Below are 18,332 nucleotides of genomic sequence, written 5' to 3' on the forward strand. Positions count from 1 at the left end.
ACGCCAGCGTGGACGCCACGCTGGCACCCCCGAGCACCCCGCTCACCCCTGGTGGGTCGCGGCGGTGACGAGGAACTGCTCGTTGGGGTCCTCGGCCACGCCGGTGACGCCCGCGCCGAGGCCCACCCGCGCGCGCTCGGTGACGTGCGGGACCACCGCGTCGGCGGCGAGCACCCGCGCCTCCACCTCGAGCGCGGCGCGCCGGCGGGCCTCGACGTCGCTGCTCGCGGTGGCCGCGGCGAGGATCGCGTCGGTGGCGGGGTCGCAGTACCGCGCCTGGTTGTAGCTGCCGCCGCAGGAGAAGTCGCTGGCCAGGTAGCCGACGGGGTCGCCGGTGTCGAGCTGCTGGCTGCGGCTGATGATCACCGCGTCGAACGCCCCGGTGCCCAGCTGCGCCTCGAACGCCGAGCTCTCGAGCACCGTCACGTCGACGGTGAACCCGGCGCGGCGCAGCGCATCGGCATCCGCGGCGGCGATCTCGGGGAGCTCGGCGCGGTCGGAGTACGTCGCGAGACGGAGGCGCTGGCCCGCGACCGGCGCGGGCGGGGTCACGGGGTGCGGGGGACGGGCGGCGGCCCAGGGCGTCGCGGGCCCGAACAGGCCGGCGGCCGGGTCGGCGCGGCCCTCGTAGATCGAGCCAGCGACGTCCACGGGCGCCAGCGCAGCCCGGACCGCGGCCCGCACCCCGGGGTCGGCGAACACCGGCGCGCGCTGGTCGAGGTACACCGCGACGCTGCGGGGCAACGGCACCCCGACGACCTGCTGCGGCGGCGCGATCGAGGCCACCTGGGAGGCCGGGATCGCCTCGACGACGTCCAGCTCGCCCGCGCGCAGGGCGTTGGCGCGCGCGGCGCCGTCGGCGAGGAAGCGGGCGTCGATGCCCGGCGCGCCCACGGGTCCCCGCCACGACGAGGGGTTCGCGTCGAGCGTCGCGCCGGCGGACCCGTCGACGCGGGTGAGCACGAACGGCCCCGTGCCCGCCCGCACCGGGCTGGGCCGTGCCGGGTCGGCGTAGGCGGACGGGGCGAGGATCACCAGCTCCGGCGAGGAGAGGCGCTGGGGGAGCACCGGGTCGGGCACGGGCGTGGTGACGAGGACGCCGCCGGCCCCGTCAGGGACCGCCGTCAGCGCCGGCCCGGTGTCGGCCAGGGAGGCCAGCGCCCGTGGGGTCGGCGTGGCCGCGGCCGCGCGAGTGAGGCTGCCCGCGACCGCCTCCGGGTTGAGCGGCGAGCCGTCGTGGAAGGTCACGCCGGAGCGGAGGACGAACCGCCAGCTCGTCGGCGAGACCTGCGTCCACGTCGTCGCCAGCGCCGGCGTCGGCGTGCCGCCGGTGAGGACCACCAGCGGCTCGGTGACGCCGAGGCGCGTCGCCAGCGTGGCCTCGTTGCCGTAGGGCGACAGGCCCGCCGTGGGCGGGAACGACAGCCCGACCCGCAGCCGGCCGTCCTGGCCGTCGCTCCCCGACACGCTGAAGCACCCGGTGAGCGCGAGGCCGAGCACGGCCAGGAGGACCCCGAGACGGTGGGTGGATCTCACTGGCTTCACGACGGCCTCCCGGCGGCGAGGGTGTCGGCGTGCAGGGCGGGCACGCGGCGGACGAGGACGCCCATGACGAGCGCGCTGGTCAGGGGCAGGGCGGCGGTGACGGCCCAGGGCAGGGCGGGCGGGCCGCCGGCGTCGAGCAGGGCCCCGAGCAGCGCGCTCCCGCCCAGCGCGGCGAGGCCGCCGGCGGAGGCGAGGACGCCGAAGTGCGCGCCGAGCCGCCGCTCGCCCGCGAGCCGCCCGACCGCGTCCTGCGCGACCGGCACGACCATCATCTGCCCGAGCGTCAGCGTCACCACGAACACCACCGCCGGCACCGGCCCGGGCGCCCCGACGCCGACGAGCACCGCCGTGGCCAGGAACGACAGCGCGAGCACCGCGAACCCCACGGGGAGCGCGCGCGGACCGAGCCGCCGGCGCACCACCTCGGCCAGCGGCACCTGCCCCACGACCACGATCACCGCCGACAGCACGAACAGCGCCCCGAGTAGCCCGGCGGACCCGGCGCGGGCGAGTTCCACGGGCAGCGCGAGGTAGAGCTGGTTGTAGCTCAGCAGCCACGACGAGTACGCCGCGGCGAACGCGAGGAAGGCCCGGTTGCGCAGCACCTCGCCCCACCCCGCGAGCACCGGTTCGCCGGCGTGGGCGGCGGGCTCGCGCGGCATGCCGCGGGCGAAGGCGACGAGGACGACGGCGAACACGCCCGCCGCGGCGAGCGCGGTCACCGCGAAGTCGACGGTCAGGAGCAGCGAGCCGAGCACCGGGCCGACGACCACGCCGACCTCCCCGGCGACCCCGACCATCGCGAACGCCTCGCTGCGCGTCGGGCCGTGCGTGCGCTCCAGCGCGCCGGCCCGCCGCGCCAGCTCGGCCTCCACCGCCGGCGAGAACAGCGCCGCCGCGACGCCCGTGGCCACCGTCCCCGCGACGAGCAGCACGGGCCCCTCGGCGAGCGCGAGCAGCAGGAACCCGGCGATGCGCACCACGAACCCGGTGAGCGCGACCGGCCGGGTCCCGCACCGGTCGGCCAGCGCGCCGCCGAGGAAGAACAGGCCCTGCTGGCTGAACGTCCGCAGCCCGAGCAGGAGCCCGACCAGTGCGCCGCCGAGCCCGAGGTCGCGCGTGAGGTGCAGCGCGAAGAACGGCAGGACCAGGTAGAAGCCGGTGTTGAAGGCGAGCTGGCCGAGCACGACGAGGCGCATCGGGCGGGGCAGCTCGCCGAGGCGCCCGAGGATCGACCACCGGCGCAGCAGGACGCTCACGGCACCTCCACGCCGAGCACGGCGTCGAGCAGCGCGCGGGTGGCGTCCGCGGACGGGCGGGCGAGGACGTCGTCGATCGGCCCGGTCTCGACGACCCGGCCCGCGGCCAGGACGGCGACGTCGGCGCAGAGCCGCTGGGCGATCCCGAGGTCGTGGCTCACGAGCAGCAGCCGGGTCCCCGACGCGCGGGCGAGGTGGCCGACGAGGGTGACGAGGCGTCGCCGGGTCGTGGGGTCGACGGCACTGAAGGGCTCGTCGGCGACGAGCACCGCCGGGCGGGTCGCGAGGGCGCGGGCCAGCGCGATCCGTTGCCGCTCGCCGCCGGAGAACGCGGCCGGGCGGCGGTCGGCGACGGCGGGGTCGAGGCCCACGGCGTCGAGCAGCTCGGCGACGCGCTCCCCGTGATCGCCGGGCACGCCCGCGCACTCCAGGGGCTCGCGCAGGCTCGCGCCGACCGGCAGCCGCGGGTCGAGCGAGCTGCCGGGGTCCTGGGCGACGACGCCGACGGCCCGGCGCAGCGCGCCGGGGCGGCGGGGGGTGACCACCTCGCCGCGGAACCGCACCGTGCCCGCCTCGGGGGCCTCGAGGGCGAGCAGCACCCGCAGCAGCGTCGACTTGCCCGACCCGGACGCGCCCACGACCGCGAGGTCGCGGCCGGCGGGCACCTCGAGGTCGAGCCCGTCGAGGGCGGTGCGCACGACGCGGCGCCACGGCCGGTCGCCGGGCACGGTGTAGCGGCGGGTGACGCCGGCGAGGGTGAAGCTCACGCCCGCACCTCCGGCACCGACAGGCGCGCCGCCTCGACGAGCTCGCGGGTGACCGCGTGCTCCGGCGCGGCGAGCACGCCGCGCACCGGGCCGGCCTCGACGACCCGGCCGTCGGCGAGGACGACGACCTGCTCGCAGACCGCGGCGAGCACCCCGAGGTCGTGGGTGACCAGCAGCAACGCGGTCCCCGACGCCGCGAGCGCGCGGTCGAGGTGGTCGAGCAGGGACCGGGCGACGGGGCCGTCGAGAGCCGCGGTCGGCTCGTCGGCGACGAGCAGGCGCGGACGGCAGGCGAGCGCCGCGGCGAGCACGACGCGCTGGCGCTGCCCGCCCGAGAGCTGCGACGGGCGGGCGCGGGCGAGCTCGGCGGGCAGGTCGACCGCGGCGAGCGCCTCGGCCACGCGGGTCCGGGCGGCGGCGCGGTCGAGGCCCTGGTGGCGCCGCAGCGGCATCGCGAGCTGGCGGCCCACGGACAGCAGCGGGTGCAGGGCGGTCGCGGCGTCCTGGGCGACGAGGGCGACACCGCGCCCCCGCACCCCGGCGCGCGCGGCCTCGGGCGCGCCGACGAGCTCGCGGTCGGCGATCCGCACGCTGCCGCCCGCGCACGTGCCGGGCGGCAGCAGGCCCGCGACCGCGGCGGCGGTCAGCGACTTGCCCGCGCCCGACGGCCCGACGACGCCCCACCGCTCGCCCGGCGCGACGGTGAGCGTGACCCCGTCGACGCACCTCACGCCGCCGGCGGTGACGGTGAGGTCGCGGATCGCGGCGACCTCGGCGGCGGGGGGCACGGGCCGCGACCCTAGGGCCTTCTCGCCGTGCGTGGGTGGCTACCCGGCGTGCTCTGCAACGCAGGAGTCGCAGGCGCACACGTGCATGCGTTGCCAGTCATTGGCAGCACGAGTCGTCGTTGGAAGGCCGGGTCGGAGCGCGTACAACCAGTTCAGGGCCCATAGCTCACCACATGCTGAGGCGTTGACGACATGATCCCCGGGCCCCTAGCGTCTCCGCTGTCCGCCACCGCCGGGGCGGTCGCTCGTCGTGCGCCCGAAGAGGAGATGCCCGTGACCACTGCTGGTGCCGTCGCCCGCGCCAAGGCCACCGCGGTCCCCGCGTCGGAGACCCTGCCCTGGCTGATCAGCGCCGTCCTCGTCGGGCTGGCGCTCTACTACGTCGTCGGTATCGACCAGGGCGCCGTCTCGGTGCTCGGCGACACGACGGTTCTCCACGAGCTCGTCCACGACGCCCGCCACTTCCTCGGCTTCCCCTGCCACTAGGCCGCGGTCCGGCGGAGGAGTCGCAGATGGAGGCACGGTCGTTCGTGCTCCGGGGCGTGGTCGCGGGTGCGGTGGCCGGGCTGGTCGCCTGGGTGTTCGCGCTGCTGTTCGCCGAGCCGCAGGTCGAGGCCGCGATCGCCTACGAGGAGGGTCGCGGCGAGGCCGAGGAGGCCCTGGCCACTGCGGCCGGGGCGGTCCCGGCGGGCGGCGCCGAGGAGGAGGTCGTCAGCCGCGGGGTGCAGGCCACGATCGGCCTCGGTGTCGGCATGGTCGCCATCGGGATCGCGCTGGGCCTGCTGTTCGCGGTGGTCTACACGCTGCTGCACGGCCGGGTGGCGCTGCGCCCGCGGGTGCTCGCGCTGGTCGTGGCCGGCGCCGGCTTCCTGACGATCTACGCGACGCCGTTCGTCAAGTACCCGGCGAGCCCGCCCGCGGTGGGCAGCGACGAGACGATCGGCGACCGCACCGCGCTCTACCTGGTCATGGTCATCGGCTCGCTGCTGTTCCTCGTGGCCGCGGTCGCCGTGGCCCGGCTGGTCCGCGGGCGGATCGGCACGTGGAACGCCGTGCTGGTCGGGGGTGTCGTCTACGTCGCGCTGTCGGCGGTCCTCACGACGGTGCTGCCGGGCCTGGGTGAGCTGACGATCAACGCCGTGGAGAACGGGCCGCGGGTCTCCGAGACGCCGCTGCCCCTGCGCGACGCGTCCGGGGCGATCCTCTACCCCGGCTTCGACGCCGACGTGCTCTACCACTTCCGCGTCGCGTCCTTCGCCGCGCAGGCCCTGCTCTGGGGCGTGCTCGGGTTGGCCTTCGGCGCGCTGGTCGAGCGCCGGCTCGCGAAGGGCGAGGTCGGCGAGCGCACGCCCGAGACGTCCGCCGCCTGACCTGCTCGTCGTCCTGGGCGCAGGGCGCCGTCGCTCGCACAGACGGGCGAGGGGTGCCCATCGCCCGTCGCCACCCGGCTCAGGCCACGAGCCGCCAGACCAGGGCGGTCAGCGCGCACACCGCGAACCCGAGCCCGAGGGGCAGCAGCGTGGCGACGGTCGTCCAGCGCACGCTGCGCGTCTCGTGCCAGATGGTGAGCACCGTCGTGCTGCACGGGTTGTGCAGCAACGTGAACAGCATGAGGTTCACCGCGGTCAGCAGCGTCCAGCCGCCCACGCCGACGAGCACCGAGCCGATCTGCGCGTCGTCACCCAGCTCCAGCATCACGCCCGGCGCGGCGCCGAGCGTGTTGGCGCCGAGGGTCAGGGTGAGCATGACGATCGTCGGGATGATGATCTCGTTCGCGGGCACCGCCACGAGGTAGGCGAGCAGGATGACGCCGTTGAGCCCGATCACCCAGCCGACCGGTTCCAGCGCCGTCACGAGGTGCGCGGCCACGCTCGCGTCGCCCAGGTGCACGTTGCCGATCAGCCAGATCACCGCGCCCGCGGGCGCCGCCATGAGCACCGCGCGCCGCAGCACCTTGAGCGTCCGGTCGATGATCGAGGTGTAGAGCGTGCGCAGCACCTGCGGCGGCCGGTAGGGCGGCAGCTCGAGCGAGTACACCGAGCTCTCGCCGCGCAGCACGGTGCGCGAGAGCAGCCACGACACCGCGAGCGTCACGCCGATCCCGACGATCACCACGGCGACGACGCTCCCGGCCGCGACCACCCCGGCCAGCGCCGGCGGCACCACGGCCCCGACGAAGATCGTGCCCATGAGGATCAGCGTCGGCCAGCGGCCGTTGCAGATGCTGAAGTTGTTCGTGATGATCGCGATCAGTCGCTCGCGGCGGCTGTCGATGATGCGCGTGGCCGTGACACCGGCGGCGTTGCAGCCGTAGCCCATCATCATCGTCAGCGCCTGCTTGCCGTGGGCGCCGGAGCGGGCGAAGAGCCGGTCGAGGTTGAACGCCACCCGCGGCAGGTAGCCGAAGTCCTCGAGCAGCGTGAACAGCGGGAAGAAGATCGCCATCGGCGGCAGCATCACGGCGATCACCCACGCCGTGGCCAGGTAGACGCCGTCGACGAGCAGGCCGGTCACCCACCACGGCGCCCCGACGGCGGTGAAGCCGGAGAGCAGCCAGGCGTGCCCGTTCTCGACGAGCAGCTCGTAGAGCAGGTCCGAGGGCACCGCGGCCCCGGCGATCGTGAACCAGAAGACGCCGAAGAACAGCACGCCCATGGCGACGAAGCCCCACACGCGGTGGGTCAGGACGCGGTCGAGGGCGCGGTCGACGGTGAGCTTCGCGCGCGCGTCGTCGCGATCGACGCTCGTCGCGGCGATCCGCGCGGCGTCGGTGTAGAGCGACTCGACGATGCGGTCGCCGAGGTCGTGGGTGGCGTCGTCGGACAGCCCGCGGCGCAGGCGGGCGGCCTCGTCGAGGAGATCGGTCATGCCGTCTGCTCCAGCGGGGACGCGAGCGCACCCAGCGTCCCGTCCCGCACTGCCTGCTCGATGCCCGCGTCGCCCTCGAGCAGGCGCAGCGCCACCCAGCGGCTGTTGGGCACGCCGGGGAAGCGGGCCTCGACCTGCACGGCGAGCTCGGCGACGGCCCGCTCGAGCGCGGGGTCGCGGTGCACGAGGCGCAGGGGAGCGGGCGGGTCGTCGGTGCCCGCGACCTGCGCGATCGCCGCCAGCAGGTCCGGTAGCCCCTCGCCGCGGCGCGCCGCCGTGGCGACGACGGGGACGCCGAGCTCGCGGGTGAGGTGCCGGGTGTCGACGGTGATGCCGTGGCGGCGGGCCTCGTCGACGAGGTTGAGCGCGACCACCACCCGCCCGGTGATCTGGCGGATCTGCAGCACCAACGGCAGGTTGCGCTCCAGGCGCGTCGCGTCCACCACCACGACGACGACGTCCGGGCGCCCGAAGAGCAGCACGTCGCGGGCCACGTCCTCGTCGGTGCTGGTGGACAGCAGGGAGTAGGTGCCGGGCAGGTCGACGATGCGGTAGCCCGCGCCGCCGTAGGAGAACCCGCCCTCGGCACGCGCGACGGTCTTGCCCGCCCAGTTGCCGACGTGCTGGCGCAGCCCGGTCAGCGCGTTGAACACGGTGCTCTTGCCCGTGTTCGGGTTGCCGGCCAGCGCGACGACGTGGTCGTAGCGGCCGGGATCCAGGCCCAGACGCGCGAGCCGGGACGACGCCGGGGAGAGCGCGCACGAGGCGCAGGCGTCGCCGCTGTGGTCGGGGGACGGTCCGACGCCCGGCGTCGGCAGCGGGGTCCCCACGGGTCAGCCCTCCCCGGTGCCGGCCTGCTCGACGTGCACGGTGCGCGCCTGCCCGCGCCGCAGCACGACCAGCGCGCCGCGCACCTCGTAGGCGGTCGGGTCGCCCAGCGGGCTGACCATGTCCGCGCGGATCGCGGCCCCGGGCAGCAGGCCCAGGTCCATGAGGCGACGGCGCTCGCCCCCGCGGATGTCGAGCGCGGTGACGACGGCCCGCTGGCCGCGGGGCAGTTCGTCGAGGGTCATCGCTGACCACCCCCGTCCTGCTCGGGGACCTGGTTTCGTCCGGCCCGCCACTCGAAGTTCGGCTGGCCGAACTCTACGACGCGGAGCCCCGGTGGAACACCCCTTCGACGACATCGTCGACCCACAGCGCGTCGGCGAGCTCCGGGCCGAGGTCGAGGTCGCGCTCCCCGTCGGCCGCGCCCACCCGCACCTCGAACGGCCCGCCGAAGGGCCGACGCGCGACCAGCTCGAGCCCCACGCCCAGCTCGATGGCCTGCTCGCGCAGCCACGTCAGCATCGCGGGCTCGGTGTCGTCGACGCGGACGAGGCGCCCGCGGTCGCCGGGCTCGAGGGTCGCGAAGCGGCGGGCGGTGAACTCCGCGACCGTGCCGTCCGCGGCGGGGATCGGGTCGCCGTGCGGGTCGTAGCGCGGGTGGCCGAGGCGCTCGTCCATGCGGTCGAGCAGGGTCGGCGAGACGTGGTGCTCGAGCACCTCGGCCTCGTCGTGCACCTCGTCCCAGCCGTAGCCGAGCTCGCGGACGAGGTAGGTCTCGAGCAGCCGGTGGCGGCGCAGCACGTCGAGCGCCGCGCGGGTGCCCGAGTCGGTGAGCCGCACGCCGCCGTAGGGCCGGTGCTCGACGAGGCCCTGGTCGGTGAGCTTGCGCAGCATCCCCGACACCGACGACGCGCCGACCCCCAGGCGCCTGGCCAGCGCCGTCGTCGACGCCGGGCCCTCGCCGCGCTCGTAGACGGCGTAGATGGCCTTGATGTAGTCGTCGACCGCCGCGGTGCGCGGCGCGACGGTCCCGGACATGCCGTCAGGGTAGCGCCGGGCCCTGTGCGCGGAACCGTGCACGGCCACGGCCCCGGTGGCGGGATCGACGCCACGCCGGACGCGCGCGGCTACCGTTCCGTGGCATGGGCGACGTGCTGGACCGGGCGCGGGAGATCGCCGCCGACGTGCTGCTGCCCGCCGCGGACGAGGTGGACGCCACCGCCACGATCCCCGAGGCGCACTTCCGGGCCCTGGCCGACGCCGGGCTCTTCGGCCTCGCCGCGCCCCCGGAGCACGGCGGCCCGGACGTGGCGTTCGACGACTTCCTCGGCGTCGTCGAGACCCTCGCCGGCGCCTGCCTCGCCACGACCTTCACGTGGATGCAGCACCACGGCTCGGTGCGGGCGCTCGCCGCGACCGGCAACGATGCCCTGCGCGAGCGCCACCTCGCCGCCGCGGTCGCGGGCACCACCCGCTGCGGCGTCGCCTACGCGGGCGCCATCCCGCAGCCGCCGCTGCTGTGGGCGACCCGGGTCGACGGCGGCTGGCGCCTCGACGGCACCGCCCCGCTGGTCACCGGCTGGGGCCTGGTCGACCTGCTGCAGGTCTCGGCGCGCGACGCGGCGACCGCCGACGCCGACGACGCGGAGGCCCGCATCGTCACGGTGCTCGTGCCGGCCTCGGCGCCGGCCGGCGTCACCGTGCACCCCCTCGACCTCGCCGCCGCGAACGGCAGCCGGACCGTGCGCCTGCAGGTCGACGGCTGGGCCGTCGGCGACGACGCCGTGGTCGCGACGCCAACGCGCGCGCAGTTCCTCGCGGGCCAGCACGCGAGTGCGCGCGTCAACGGCTGCCTCGCCCTCGGGGTCGCGGGCCGCTGCGCCGCGCTCGTCGAGGAGGTGCTCGTCGAGGCGGGCGAGGAGGCAGGCGGGGAGGCGGTGGCGGCGACGCTGCGGAAGGCCCTCGACGCCGCTCGCGACGACCTCGACGCCGCGCTCGCCGACCCGGACGCGATGCCCGCGGCCCGCGCCGCGGCCTCGGCCCTCGCCGTGCGCGCGGCCGCGACGCTCACCGTCGCCGTCGGCAGCCGGGCGATCGTCGGCCGGCACCCGGCCCGCCGGCTCGCCCGCGAGGCGGCGTTCACGCTCGTCGCCGCCGGGCGCCCCGGGATCCGCGCCGCGCTGCTCGACGTCCTGCCGCCCGGCCCCTGACACACGACGACCCCTCGGCCGGGGAGGTCGAGGGGTCGCCGCGCACCGCGCAGTGGACGCTTGTCGGAACGATCACCGCGCGAGACCGGGGGTCAGGCCAGGGTGAGGCCGTTCGCGTGGTCGAAGCGCTCGGCGGCGTCGTTCCAGTTGACGACGTTCCACCAGGCCTTCACGTAGTCCGGCTTGACGTTCTGGTAGTCCAGGTAGAAGGCGTGCTCCCACATGTCGAGCATGACCACCGGCACGATGCCCAGCGGCACGTTCGCCTGCTGGTCGTAGAGCTGGAAGATGCGCAGCTTCCCGGTCAGGGAGTCGACGCCGAGGATCGCCCAGCCCGAGCCCTGGATGGTCGTCGCGACCGCGGTGAAGTGCTTCTGGAACAGGTCGAACGACCCGAAGTCGCGGTCGATCGCCGAGGCCAGGTCACCGGTCGGCTTGTCGCCGCCGTCCGGGCTGAGGTTCTTCCAGAAGATCGAGTGGTTGATGTGCCCGCCGTAGTTGAAGGCGAGGTTCTTCTCCCACAGCAGGGCCGTCGTCCCGATGGTGTCCTGCTCGCGGGCCTCGGCCAGCGCGTCGATCGCGGCGTTCAGCCCGGTCACGTAGGTGTTGTGGTGCTTGTCGTGGTGGAGCTCCATGATCTTGCCCGAGATGTGGGGCTCGAGGGCGCCGTAGTCGTAGGGCAGGTCGGGGAGCGTGTATTCCGCCATCGGGATCTCCCGTCGGTGGGCTGCTGCGGGCCGTGAGGGGCCAGCCTGCTGCTGTTGCAGACAACTCGCAACTGCAAGGGTGTTGGTCGAGGAGTGCGCCCTCGGGCGCACGGTGGGACCCGCCGCGGGACGCCGGATCGTCGACGTCGCGGGGCCGGTGCACCGGTGGTGCCCGCGCGGGACACGGGTGAACCGTCGTTCGGCACCGCGTCCGCGGCGGTGCTCGGGCGGCCCGTCCTCGTGAGGAGGCCCTGGGCCGGGCGGGGCGCTCAGTCGGCGTAGAGCCGGATCTCCAGGCCGTCGGGGTCGTGGACCGCCAGGACCGACCCGCCGCCCGACCCCGTGACGATCTCGCCGCGGCGCTCACCGAGCTCGTCCATCCGCGCCCGCCGCTGCTCGACCTGCGCGCGCTCGGGGACGAGCAGCGCCACCGGGTCGAACCCCGCGAGCGCGGCGGCCCGTGTCGGGTCCTCCCGCAGGGCGATGCCCGCGTCCCCGCCGTCGGGCAGGCGCAACGCCACGCCGCGGACCACGCCGTCGTCGTCCGCGAACTCGAGCACGACCTCGAGCCCCAGGACCCGCTCGTACCAGTCGCGGCTGCGCGCCAGGTCCGACACCGGCAGCTTGACGTGGTGGAAGCCGGTGACGGTGGCGGTCATGCCCTCATGGTGGTGGTCAGGCGGCCTTCTCGGTACTCGGCAGCGCGTCCTGGATCGCGCGCAGCTCCTGCGCCACGGTGACGAGGCCGTCGCCGTTGACGCGCTTGAGCTCCTCCAGCACCTGAGCGAGCAGCGTGTTCGTGGTCTCCAGGGCCTCGCGCAGCGGGCCGGTCCCGGCGATGTCACCCAGCATGGTCGTCCTCCTCGGATCGGTACCTGAAGTACTAGGTACCGACGGTACCGGAGGTTCGGGAAGGGCACATCCCGGTCCGCACCAGCCGCTCAGCCCTGGCGGTAGGTCTCCAGGAAGCCGCCGATGCGCGTGATCGCGTCGTCGAGGGTCACGGCGTGGGGGAGCGTGAGGATGCGGAAGTGGTCGGGCGTGGGCCAGTTGAACCCCGTGCCCTGCACGACCTGGATCTTCTCCTCGCGCAGGAGGTCGAGCACGAACTGCTCGTCGTCCTTGATCGGGTAGACGTCCGGGTCGAGGCGCGGGAAGGCGTAGAGCGCCCCGCGCGGCTTCACGCAGCTCACGCCCGGGATCGCGTTGAGCTTCTCGTACGCCCGGTCGCGCTGCTCGCGCAGCCGGCCGCCCGGCGCCGTGAGGTCGCTGATGCTCTGGCGCCCGCCGAGCGCGGCCTGGATCGCGTACTGCGCCGGGGTGTTCGCGCACAGACGCATCGAGGCCAGCATCGCCAGGCCCTCGAGGTAGTCGCGCGCGTGCTGGCGCGGGCCGGTGACGACGAGCCAGCCCGAGCGGAAGCCGGCGACGCGGTGGGTCTTCGACAGCCCCGAGAAGGTCAGCACGACCAGGTCCGGCGCGAGCGAGGCGACGTCGTGGTGCACGGCGTCGTCGTAGAGGACCTGGTCGTAGATCTCGTCGGCCATCACCATGAGGCCGCGCCGGCGGGCGAGGTCGAGCAGGCCCTCGAGGACCTCCTTCGAGTACACCGCGCCGGTCGGGTTGTTCGGGTTGATGATGACCAGCGCCTTGGTGCGGTCGCTGATCTTCGCCTCGACGTCGGCGAGGTCGGGCATCCAGTCGGCCTGCTCGTCGCACACGTAGTGCACGGCGCGCCCGCCCGCCAGCGTGGCCACAGCGGTCCACAGCGGGTAGTCGGGCGCGGGCACGAGCACCTCGTCGCCGTCCTCCACCAGCGCCTGCACGGCCATGGAGATCAGCTCGGAGACGCCGTTGCCGAGGAACACGTCGTCGACGTCCACCTCCAGCCCGCGCGCCTGGTAGCGCTGCGCGACCGCCCGTCGCGCGGGCAGCACGCCGCGCGAGTCGGTGTAGCCGTGCGCCTGCGGGAGCATCCGGATCATGTCCTGGACGATCTCCTCGGGCGCCTCGAAGTCGAAGAGCGCGGGGTTGCCGGTGTTGAGCCGCAGGACGCTGTGCCCCGCCTCCTCCAGCAGGTTCGCCTGCTCGACCACCGGGCCGCGGATCTCGTAACAGACGTCGCGGAGCTTGTTCGACTGCCGGAACTCCACCTGCACTACCTCTCGCACGTCGACGGGCACCGCACCGGGCCGTGCTCACGGTCTACCAAACGAGGACGCGCGGACCGAGCACCCGGTTGTTCAACTCTTGGGTTGAATAGATGGTCCTTTGCGGATACCGTCACGTCCTGACCACGAACGACGCAGGTGAGGAGGCGGCCATGGCCGTGGTGCTGGTGGCGACGATGTCGCTCGACGGGTTCATCGCCCGTCCCGACGACTCGGTGGGCCCGATCTTCGACTGGTTCTCGGCCGGCGACACCGACGTGCACGCCGGCGACGAGCAGCGTCCCTTCCGCACGGGGAAGGAGAGCGCGGACTGGCTGCGCGAGCAGTGGGGCCGCATCCGCGCGGGCGTCATCGGGCGCCACCTCTTCGACCACACCAACGGCTGGGAGGGGCGACCGCCCGCCGGCGAGCACGTCGTCGTGCTCACGCACACCGTCCCGACCGACTGGGCCCACTACGGCACCGCGCCCTTCACCTTCGTCACCGAGGGCATCGAGGCCGCCGTGGTCACCGCGAAGGAGCTGGCCGGCGACGCCGACGTCTCGGTGACCGCGGGTGACGTCGGGGGGCAGGCGCTGGCCGCCGGGCTGGTCGACGAGGTGGAGATCGACCTGGCGCCCGTCGTGCTGGGGCGGGGCAAGCGGTTCTTCGGCGAGGACGCCCCGGAGACGGTGCTCGAGGACCCGTACCTGGTCGTGCCCGGCCGCCGCGTCACGCACTTCCGCTACCGCGTCCGGCGCTGAACCCAGCGCTGAACGCCGGCGCGAGGCGCGCCCAGTCGTCCGGGTCGTGCGTGACCCAGACGTCCGCGCCGTGTGTCGCCGCGAGCCCGATCAGCCGGTGCAGCGACGCCAGGGCCTGCTCGCGGTCGGTGTCCGCGGCCATCGGCGCCGGGCGCTTGAGAGCCTCGTGGAGGTGGGCCGTGTCGCCCGAGAGCAGCAGGGGACCCGACGGGAGCCGGACGAGCACGCTGGTGTTGCCCGGCGTGTGGCCCGGCATCGCGACCACGACCACCGCGCCGTCCCCGAAGAGGTCGTGGTCGCCCTCGACGAAGGTCCAGTCGGCGTCGCGGACGGGGGCGAGGTCGGCGGTGCGGGCGAGGTCGGCGACGGCCGGGTCGCTGCCGTCGACGGCACCCCGGTCGCCCGCGCCGAGCAGGAACCGCGCGTGCGGGACGTGGCGCAGGCCTCCGGTGTGGTCGAAGTGCACGTGGGTGATCACGACGTGGGTGACGTCGCCGGGCGACACGCCCGCGCGCGACAGTTGGCGGTCGAGCCGCTGGTCCGGGGTCATGCGGACCTCGGCGCCCAGCTCGGCGCCGTACGTCGCGACCGGGTCGTCCGCGGCCTCCGGCGCGAGCCCGCCGTCGACGAGCACGAGGCCGTCGTCGTGCTCCACGAGGAACGTCGGCACCACCAGCTCGACGGGCCCGGGCGCCGCGCCGTCGAGCATGTCGGCACGGTCGAGCGTCAGCCGCGCGCCGTCGAGGGCGACGAGCCGCCGCGCGCATCCCCGTGTCACGCGCCGTGGATGCCCGCGTCGGGCACCGGGGCATCGCCGAGCGGGTAGCCGACATCCATGAGCGACCGACTCGAGTTCTTCTTCGACCCGATCTGCCCGTTCTGCTGGGTGACGTCGCGGTGGGTCGTGGAGGTCGCGCGGCAGCGCCCGCTGGAGGTGACGTGGCGCCCGGTGTCGCTGGCGATCCTCAACGAGGAGATCAGCTACGAGGAGCGGAAGAAGGCCTCGCCCGACTACCCCGACAGCCACGTCCGCGGCCTGGAGATGCTGCGCGTGGTCCACGCCGCGCGGGAGGCGCACGGGCCCGAGGTGGTGGGCGACCTCTACACCGCGCTCGGCGGGCTGGTGTGGGACGAGGACCCGCCCGAGGGCGACGACTTCCACGCCGTCATGCACGAGATGGCCCGCCGGCGCGACCTGCGCCCCGCCCTCGAGCAGGTCGGCCTGCCCACCGACCTCGCCGACGCCGCCGACGACACCGCCCGCGACGACGACCTGCGCGCCGAGACCGAGGAGGCCGCGCGGCGCTGCGGGGGCGGGGTGGGCACGCCGATCCTGTCGTTCAGCCCGCCCGACGGGCCCGCGCTGTTCGGGCCGGTCATCGACGCCCCGCCGCGGGGGGACGACGCCCTGCGCCTGTGGGACGCGGTGGCGACGCTGGCACAGTGGCGGGGCTTCGCCGAGCTCAAGCGCACCCTGCGCTCGTTCCCGGACACGCCGATGTCGTCCAAGCTCGCCCGCACCGAGACGACGGTCCGCTGACGCGCCGGGTCGTCGGCGCCCTCCTCGTGCGCGACGGGCGGGTCCTGCTGTGCCGCCGTCGCGCCGACCGGGCCTGGTACCCGGGGGCCTGGGACGTGCCCGGCGGGCACGTCGAGCCCGGCGAGTCCGCCCGCGACGCCCTGGCGCGCGAGTGCGTCGAGGAGCTGGGGATCACCGTGCGCGAGGCCGTCGCCCGGCCGCCGGTCGCGGTCGACGCGGGCACCGAGCTGACGGTGTTCCTCGTGCGCGCCTGGGACGGCGAGCCGGCCAACCGCGCGCCCGGGGAGCACGACGAGCTCGGGTGGTGCGACGCCGACGACGCCCGCGCGCTCCCGCTCGTCGACCCCCGCCTGCTGGCCCTGGTCGTCGAGGTGCTGGCGGCGTGATCGTGCGCAGACAGCGGTGGCGCGACCGGTGACGACACCGGTCGTCGTGAACGCGCGTCAGGACCGGTAGCAGTAGGAGTCCGAGGACGCGTCGCCGCCCTGCAGCCGCACCTGGTGCACCCGCCGGCCGCGGAACTCGTCGCCGTGCGGGAAGAAGGCCGGGTCGGGCGCCATGCCGCCCTCCGCGTCCACGTCCACGTCCACGTCCAGCTTGGCCATCCACGCACCGACGCCGTCGGGGTAGAACTGGTCGTCCCACGCGCCGTAGAGCGAGTTGGTCACGTACACGCGTCGTCCGTCCCGGCTGACCTCCACCATCTGCGGCCCGCCCGCCAGCGGCAGGTCGGGCGCCGCCGGGTGCGGCCGCCGGCCGACGATGCCTCCCAGGCGCACCGACCCGACCTCCCGGGGGTGCGCCGGGTCGGACACGTCGTACTGCTTGAGCTCACCGGTGCCCCAGCACGAGACGTAGAGGAAGCGGTCGTCGACCGAGAGGTCGATGTCCGACACCAGCGGCGGGACCGCCCCGAAGGGGGCAAGGGCCGGCGGGAGCAGGTCCGCGTCGGCGGCTTCGGCGGGGATGGCGATGACCTTCTCGAGCTCGAAGGGTGCCTCCGGCGCCGGCCGGTGCCACCGCCACACCGACGCCGAGAGGTCCGCGGTGGAGACGACGACCCCGACGAACCCCCAGGTCGCCTCCGGATCGTGCGACGGGCGGACCTCGAGGACCATCTGGTGCTCGGCGCCGAGGTCGATGCTCTGCTGGTGCACGCCCTTGGCCAGGTCCCAGAAGTGCAGGGTGTGCCCGTAGCGGTTGCCGAGCAGGAGCTCGGGGACGAGGCCGTCCTCGATCATCGAGGGGCTGCCCCACTCGCTCGTGATCAGCACGTTCTGGTTGAGGTGCCACCAGGCGTCGTAGGCGAAGTGCTGCGGACCGCGGTCGGCCTCCCACGCGCGGAGCACGTCGAAGGTCGTGTGGTCGAGCAGCGCGATGCCGCCGGGGGCGTCCGGGTCGTCCAGGGGTCCACCGAGGCAGGTCAGGAAGACACCGTCCGGGCCGCAGTGCAGCGTGTGGGGACGCGAGTAGCCCGCCTTCTCCGACAGCTCGGCGCTGCTGATCGTCTTGATCAGCCGGGGCGAGCGCGGGTCGGGCTGCGTGTCGAGCACGTGGATGTCGGACGACCGCAGGCCGGGGACGAGCAGGTACCGCCGGGCCAGGCCCTCGGTGTCGTGACCCTCGTGCACCAGGGCGCTGCTGCAGGCGTTCCAGCCGAAGTGGTGCAGCTCGGCGCCCGGGGTGAGGTCGGTCCACCCGACGACCCGCCCGTACTGCTCGGACCGCGGGTCCACGTCGACCACGGTCATGGCGTCGGGCTGCTGGCCCGACCGGTCGAAGGCCACGACGTACGCGAGCTCCTCCCTCGGCGCGGCCGCCGCGTCGGCGGGCGAGCGGTAGAAGGTCGGGTCCATGGTCGAGGTCATCGGGTCTCCCGCGAACGTCGAGGGGAGCGGCGGCTGGGTGCACCCAGGGTCACACCACCTCCGACGGGCGGGACAGGCGTCGTCCGTCGGCCCCGCACGGGCCCGATCGGGCGCGCGGCGCCCAAGGTCCCGGCCCCTCGTCCGCGCTCCGGCAGCGACGGGTCACGGCGAGTGGTTCAGGGACGCCGGGCGCGCACGATCCAGGTGGCGGAGTCGTAGCGCACGCCGAGCTCGTCGTGGTGCGCGGCGAGGTCGGCGCGCAGGGCGGCGATCGCGTCCTCGCGGGCCGCGGGGGAGAGGTCGGCGAGCAGGCCCGCCTGCTGGCCGGTGACGTAGCCGACCGCGTCGTCGGGGTCGTCGCCGAACGTCATCGGCGCCCGGTGCCCCGTCAGCTCGACGTCGACGAGGCCGGCGCCCTCGAGCAGCGCGCGCACGCCGTCGGGGTCGCCGAGCGAGAGCGGGCTCGGCCCGTGCGGGGGCGGGAACGCGACGTCGCGCCCGGCCGCGAGGATCGTCAGGAAGGACCGGATCCACTCCTGGTGCTCGAGGCCCTGCCAGGTCAGCAGCACCATGCGCCCGCCGGAACGCAGCGCGCGGGCGAGGTTGGCGAAGGCGGCGGGCTTGTCGGCGAAGAACATCGTGCCGTGCCGGCTGACGACGACGTCGGTGCCGCCGGGCGGGAACGGGTGCACCTGGGCGTCGCCGGTCTCGAAGACCGTGTTGGTGAGCCCGGCCGCCGCCGCCCGCCGGGCGGCGATGGCGAGCAGGCGGGTGGACAGGTCGATGCCCGTGACGATCGCGGGCGCCGCGCGGGGGGCGAGGTCGACGGTCGTCTGGCCGGCCCCGCAGCCGACGTCGAGCACCGACTCGCCCCCCACCACGGCCGCCGCCTCCAGGAACGGCCCGCGGTGCCCGGCGACCGCGGCGTCGAAGCGGTCGGCGTGCTCGGCCCAGAACGCCCCGGTGTCGCCGTCCCAGGCGTCGCGCATGGCCGCGTTGCCCGCGGCGACCTCGCTCACGGCAGCCCCCTCACGGCAG

21 protein-coding genes are annotated in these 18,332 nt (G+C 75.1%); 6 read left to right on the forward strand and 15 right to left on the reverse strand.

Annotated elements, in window-relative coordinates; all coding sequences use genetic code 11:
* Positions 1 to 42: 42 nt before the first annotated feature.
* Genes PH190_RS06965 through PH190_RS06980 form a run of 4 tightly spaced genes read right to left on the reverse strand, consistent with a single transcriptional unit; the run spans position 43 to position 4,359 of the window.
* Positions 43 to 1,545: an ABC transporter substrate-binding protein gene (locus tag PH190_RS06965; RefSeq protein WP_274230752.1), complete on the reverse strand. Its 1,503-nt coding sequence runs from the start codon at positions 1,543 to 1,545 to the stop codon at positions 43 to 45.
* Positions 1,542 to 2,804 carry an MFS transporter gene (locus PH190_RS06970; protein ID WP_274230753.1) on the reverse strand — a complete coding sequence of 421 codons (1,263 nt, stop codon included), beginning with the start codon at positions 2,802 to 2,804 and terminating at the stop codon, positions 1,542 to 1,544. The genes PH190_RS06965 and PH190_RS06970 overlap by 4 nt, the downstream gene beginning before the upstream one ends.
* Positions 2,801 to 3,571 (reverse strand): ABC transporter ATP-binding protein, encoded by a 771-nt coding sequence (locus tag PH190_RS06975; protein ID WP_274230754.1) that lies wholly within the window; start codon positions 3,569 to 3,571, stop codon positions 2,801 to 2,803. Before PH190_RS06975 ends, PH190_RS06970 begins: the two co-directional genes overlap by 4 nt.
* Positions 3,568 to 4,359 (reverse strand): ATP-binding cassette domain-containing protein, encoded by a 792-nt coding sequence (locus tag PH190_RS06980; protein WP_274230755.1) that lies wholly within the window; start codon positions 4,357 to 4,359, stop codon positions 3,568 to 3,570. The genes PH190_RS06975 and PH190_RS06980 overlap by 4 nt, the downstream gene beginning before the upstream one ends.
* A 267-nt stretch (positions 4,360 to 4,626) precedes the next feature.
* Here PH190_RS06980 and PH190_RS06985 point away from each other — a divergent pair, with 267 nt between their 5' ends.
* Positions 4,627 to 4,845, forward strand: a complete 219-nt coding sequence (locus tag PH190_RS06985; protein ID WP_274230756.1) for a CbtB domain-containing protein — start codon at positions 4,627 to 4,629, stop codon at positions 4,843 to 4,845.
* A 26-nt stretch (positions 4,846 to 4,871) separates the two neighbouring features.
* A complete protein-coding gene (locus PH190_RS06990) occupies positions 4,872 to 5,729 on the forward strand; it encodes a CbtA family protein (RefSeq protein WP_274230757.1) in 858 nt (285 codons plus the stop codon).
* Between the two features lie 79 nt (positions 5,730 to 5,808).
* On the opposite strand, the gene PH190_RS06995 is transcribed toward PH190_RS06990, so the two are convergent.
* The 4 genes from PH190_RS06995 to PH190_RS07010 all read right to left on the reverse strand — a co-directional run bounded on the left by PH190_RS06995 (position 5,809) and on the right by PH190_RS07010 (position 9,093).
* A complete protein-coding gene (locus PH190_RS06995; protein WP_274230758.1) occupies positions 5,809 to 7,227 on the reverse strand; it encodes a nucleoside recognition domain-containing protein in 1,419 nt (472 codons plus the stop codon).
* Positions 7,224 to 8,057: a FeoB small GTPase domain-containing protein gene (locus tag PH190_RS07000; protein WP_274230759.1), complete on the reverse strand. Its 834-nt coding sequence runs from the start codon at positions 8,055 to 8,057 to the stop codon at positions 7,224 to 7,226. The genes PH190_RS06995 and PH190_RS07000 overlap by 4 nt, the downstream gene beginning before the upstream one ends.
* A gap of 3 nt (positions 8,058 to 8,060) precedes the next feature.
* A complete protein-coding gene (locus tag PH190_RS07005; protein ID WP_274230760.1) occupies positions 8,061 to 8,300 on the reverse strand; it encodes a FeoA family protein in 240 nt (79 codons plus the stop codon).
* 73 nt (positions 8,301 to 8,373) lie between these two features.
* Positions 8,374 to 9,093, reverse strand: coding sequence for a metal-dependent transcriptional regulator (locus PH190_RS07010; RefSeq protein WP_274230761.1), 720 nt, complete (start codon positions 9,091 to 9,093; stop codon positions 8,374 to 8,376).
* Between the two features lie 104 nt (positions 9,094 to 9,197).
* Between PH190_RS07010 and PH190_RS07015 the strand changes: the two genes are divergently transcribed.
* Entirely contained in the window at positions 9,198 to 10,265 is a 1,068-nt protein-coding gene (locus PH190_RS07015) for an acyl-CoA dehydrogenase family protein (protein WP_274230762.1), read from the forward strand.
* A 92-nt stretch (positions 10,266 to 10,357) separates the two neighbouring features.
* Here PH190_RS07015 and PH190_RS07020 read toward each other — a convergent pair whose 3' ends face one another.
* The 4 genes from PH190_RS07020 to PH190_RS07035 all read right to left on the reverse strand — a co-directional run bounded on the left by PH190_RS07020 (position 10,358) and on the right by PH190_RS07035 (position 13,125).
* Positions 10,358 to 10,972 carry a superoxide dismutase gene (locus PH190_RS07020; protein WP_274230763.1) on the reverse strand — a complete coding sequence of 205 codons (615 nt, stop codon included), beginning with the start codon at positions 10,970 to 10,972 and terminating at the stop codon, positions 10,358 to 10,360.
* A 269-nt stretch (positions 10,973 to 11,241) separates the two neighbouring features.
* A complete protein-coding gene (locus PH190_RS07025) occupies positions 11,242 to 11,631 on the reverse strand; it encodes a VOC family protein (protein WP_274230764.1) in 390 nt (129 codons plus the stop codon).
* A gap of 16 nt (positions 11,632 to 11,647) precedes the next feature.
* Complete coding sequence (locus PH190_RS07030; RefSeq protein ID WP_274230765.1) at positions 11,648 to 11,824, reverse strand: hypothetical protein; 177 nt, start codon at positions 11,822 to 11,824, stop codon at positions 11,648 to 11,650.
* 89 nt (positions 11,825 to 11,913) lie between these two features.
* Positions 11,914 to 13,125, reverse strand: coding sequence for a pyridoxal phosphate-dependent aminotransferase (locus PH190_RS07035; protein ID WP_274230766.1), 1,212 nt, complete (start codon positions 13,123 to 13,125; stop codon positions 11,914 to 11,916).
* A 170-nt stretch (positions 13,126 to 13,295) separates the two neighbouring features.
* Between PH190_RS07035 and PH190_RS07040 the strand changes: the two genes are divergently transcribed.
* A complete protein-coding gene (locus PH190_RS07040; protein ID WP_274230767.1) occupies positions 13,296 to 13,886 on the forward strand; it encodes a dihydrofolate reductase family protein in 591 nt (196 codons plus the stop codon).
* Here PH190_RS07040 and PH190_RS07045 read toward each other — a convergent pair.
* Entirely contained in the window at positions 13,855 to 14,664 is an 810-nt protein-coding gene (locus PH190_RS07045) for an N-acyl homoserine lactonase family protein (protein WP_274230768.1), read from the reverse strand. The two genes, PH190_RS07040 and PH190_RS07045, sit on opposite strands and share 32 nt — an antisense overlap.
* Before the next feature lie 57 nt (positions 14,665 to 14,721).
* Between PH190_RS07045 and PH190_RS07050 the strand changes: the two genes are divergently transcribed.
* Together PH190_RS07050 and PH190_RS07055 are read left to right on the forward strand one after the other, a co-directional pair.
* Positions 14,722 to 15,426, forward strand: coding sequence for a mycothiol-dependent nitroreductase Rv2466c family protein (locus PH190_RS07050; RefSeq protein ID WP_274230769.1), 705 nt, complete (start codon positions 14,722 to 14,724; stop codon positions 15,424 to 15,426).
* The gene (locus PH190_RS07055) at positions 15,423 to 15,812 is read left to right on the forward strand and encodes an NUDIX domain-containing protein (RefSeq protein WP_274230856.1); all 390 of its coding nucleotides are present in this window, start codon (positions 15,423 to 15,425) and stop codon (positions 15,810 to 15,812) included. Before PH190_RS07050 ends, PH190_RS07055 begins: the two co-directional genes overlap by 4 nt.
* Positions 15,813 to 15,869: 57 nt before the next feature.
* On the opposite strand, the gene PH190_RS07060 is transcribed toward PH190_RS07055, so the two are convergent.
* Positions 15,870 to 17,294: a selenium-binding protein SBP56-related protein gene (locus PH190_RS07060; RefSeq protein ID WP_274230770.1), complete on the reverse strand. Its 1,425-nt coding sequence runs from the start codon at positions 17,292 to 17,294 to the stop codon at positions 15,870 to 15,872.
* Positions 17,295 to 17,470: 176 nt separating this feature from the next.
* The gene (locus PH190_RS07065) at positions 17,471 to 18,313 is read right to left on the reverse strand and encodes a class I SAM-dependent methyltransferase (protein WP_274230771.1); all 843 of its coding nucleotides are present in this window, start codon (positions 18,311 to 18,313) and stop codon (positions 17,471 to 17,473) included.
* Positions 18,314 to 18,332 lie beyond the last annotated feature (19 nt).

The organism is Actinomycetospora straminea (assembly GCF_028737255.1).
GTDB lineage: Bacteria > Actinomycetota > Actinomycetes > Mycobacteriales > Pseudonocardiaceae > Actinomycetospora > Actinomycetospora straminea.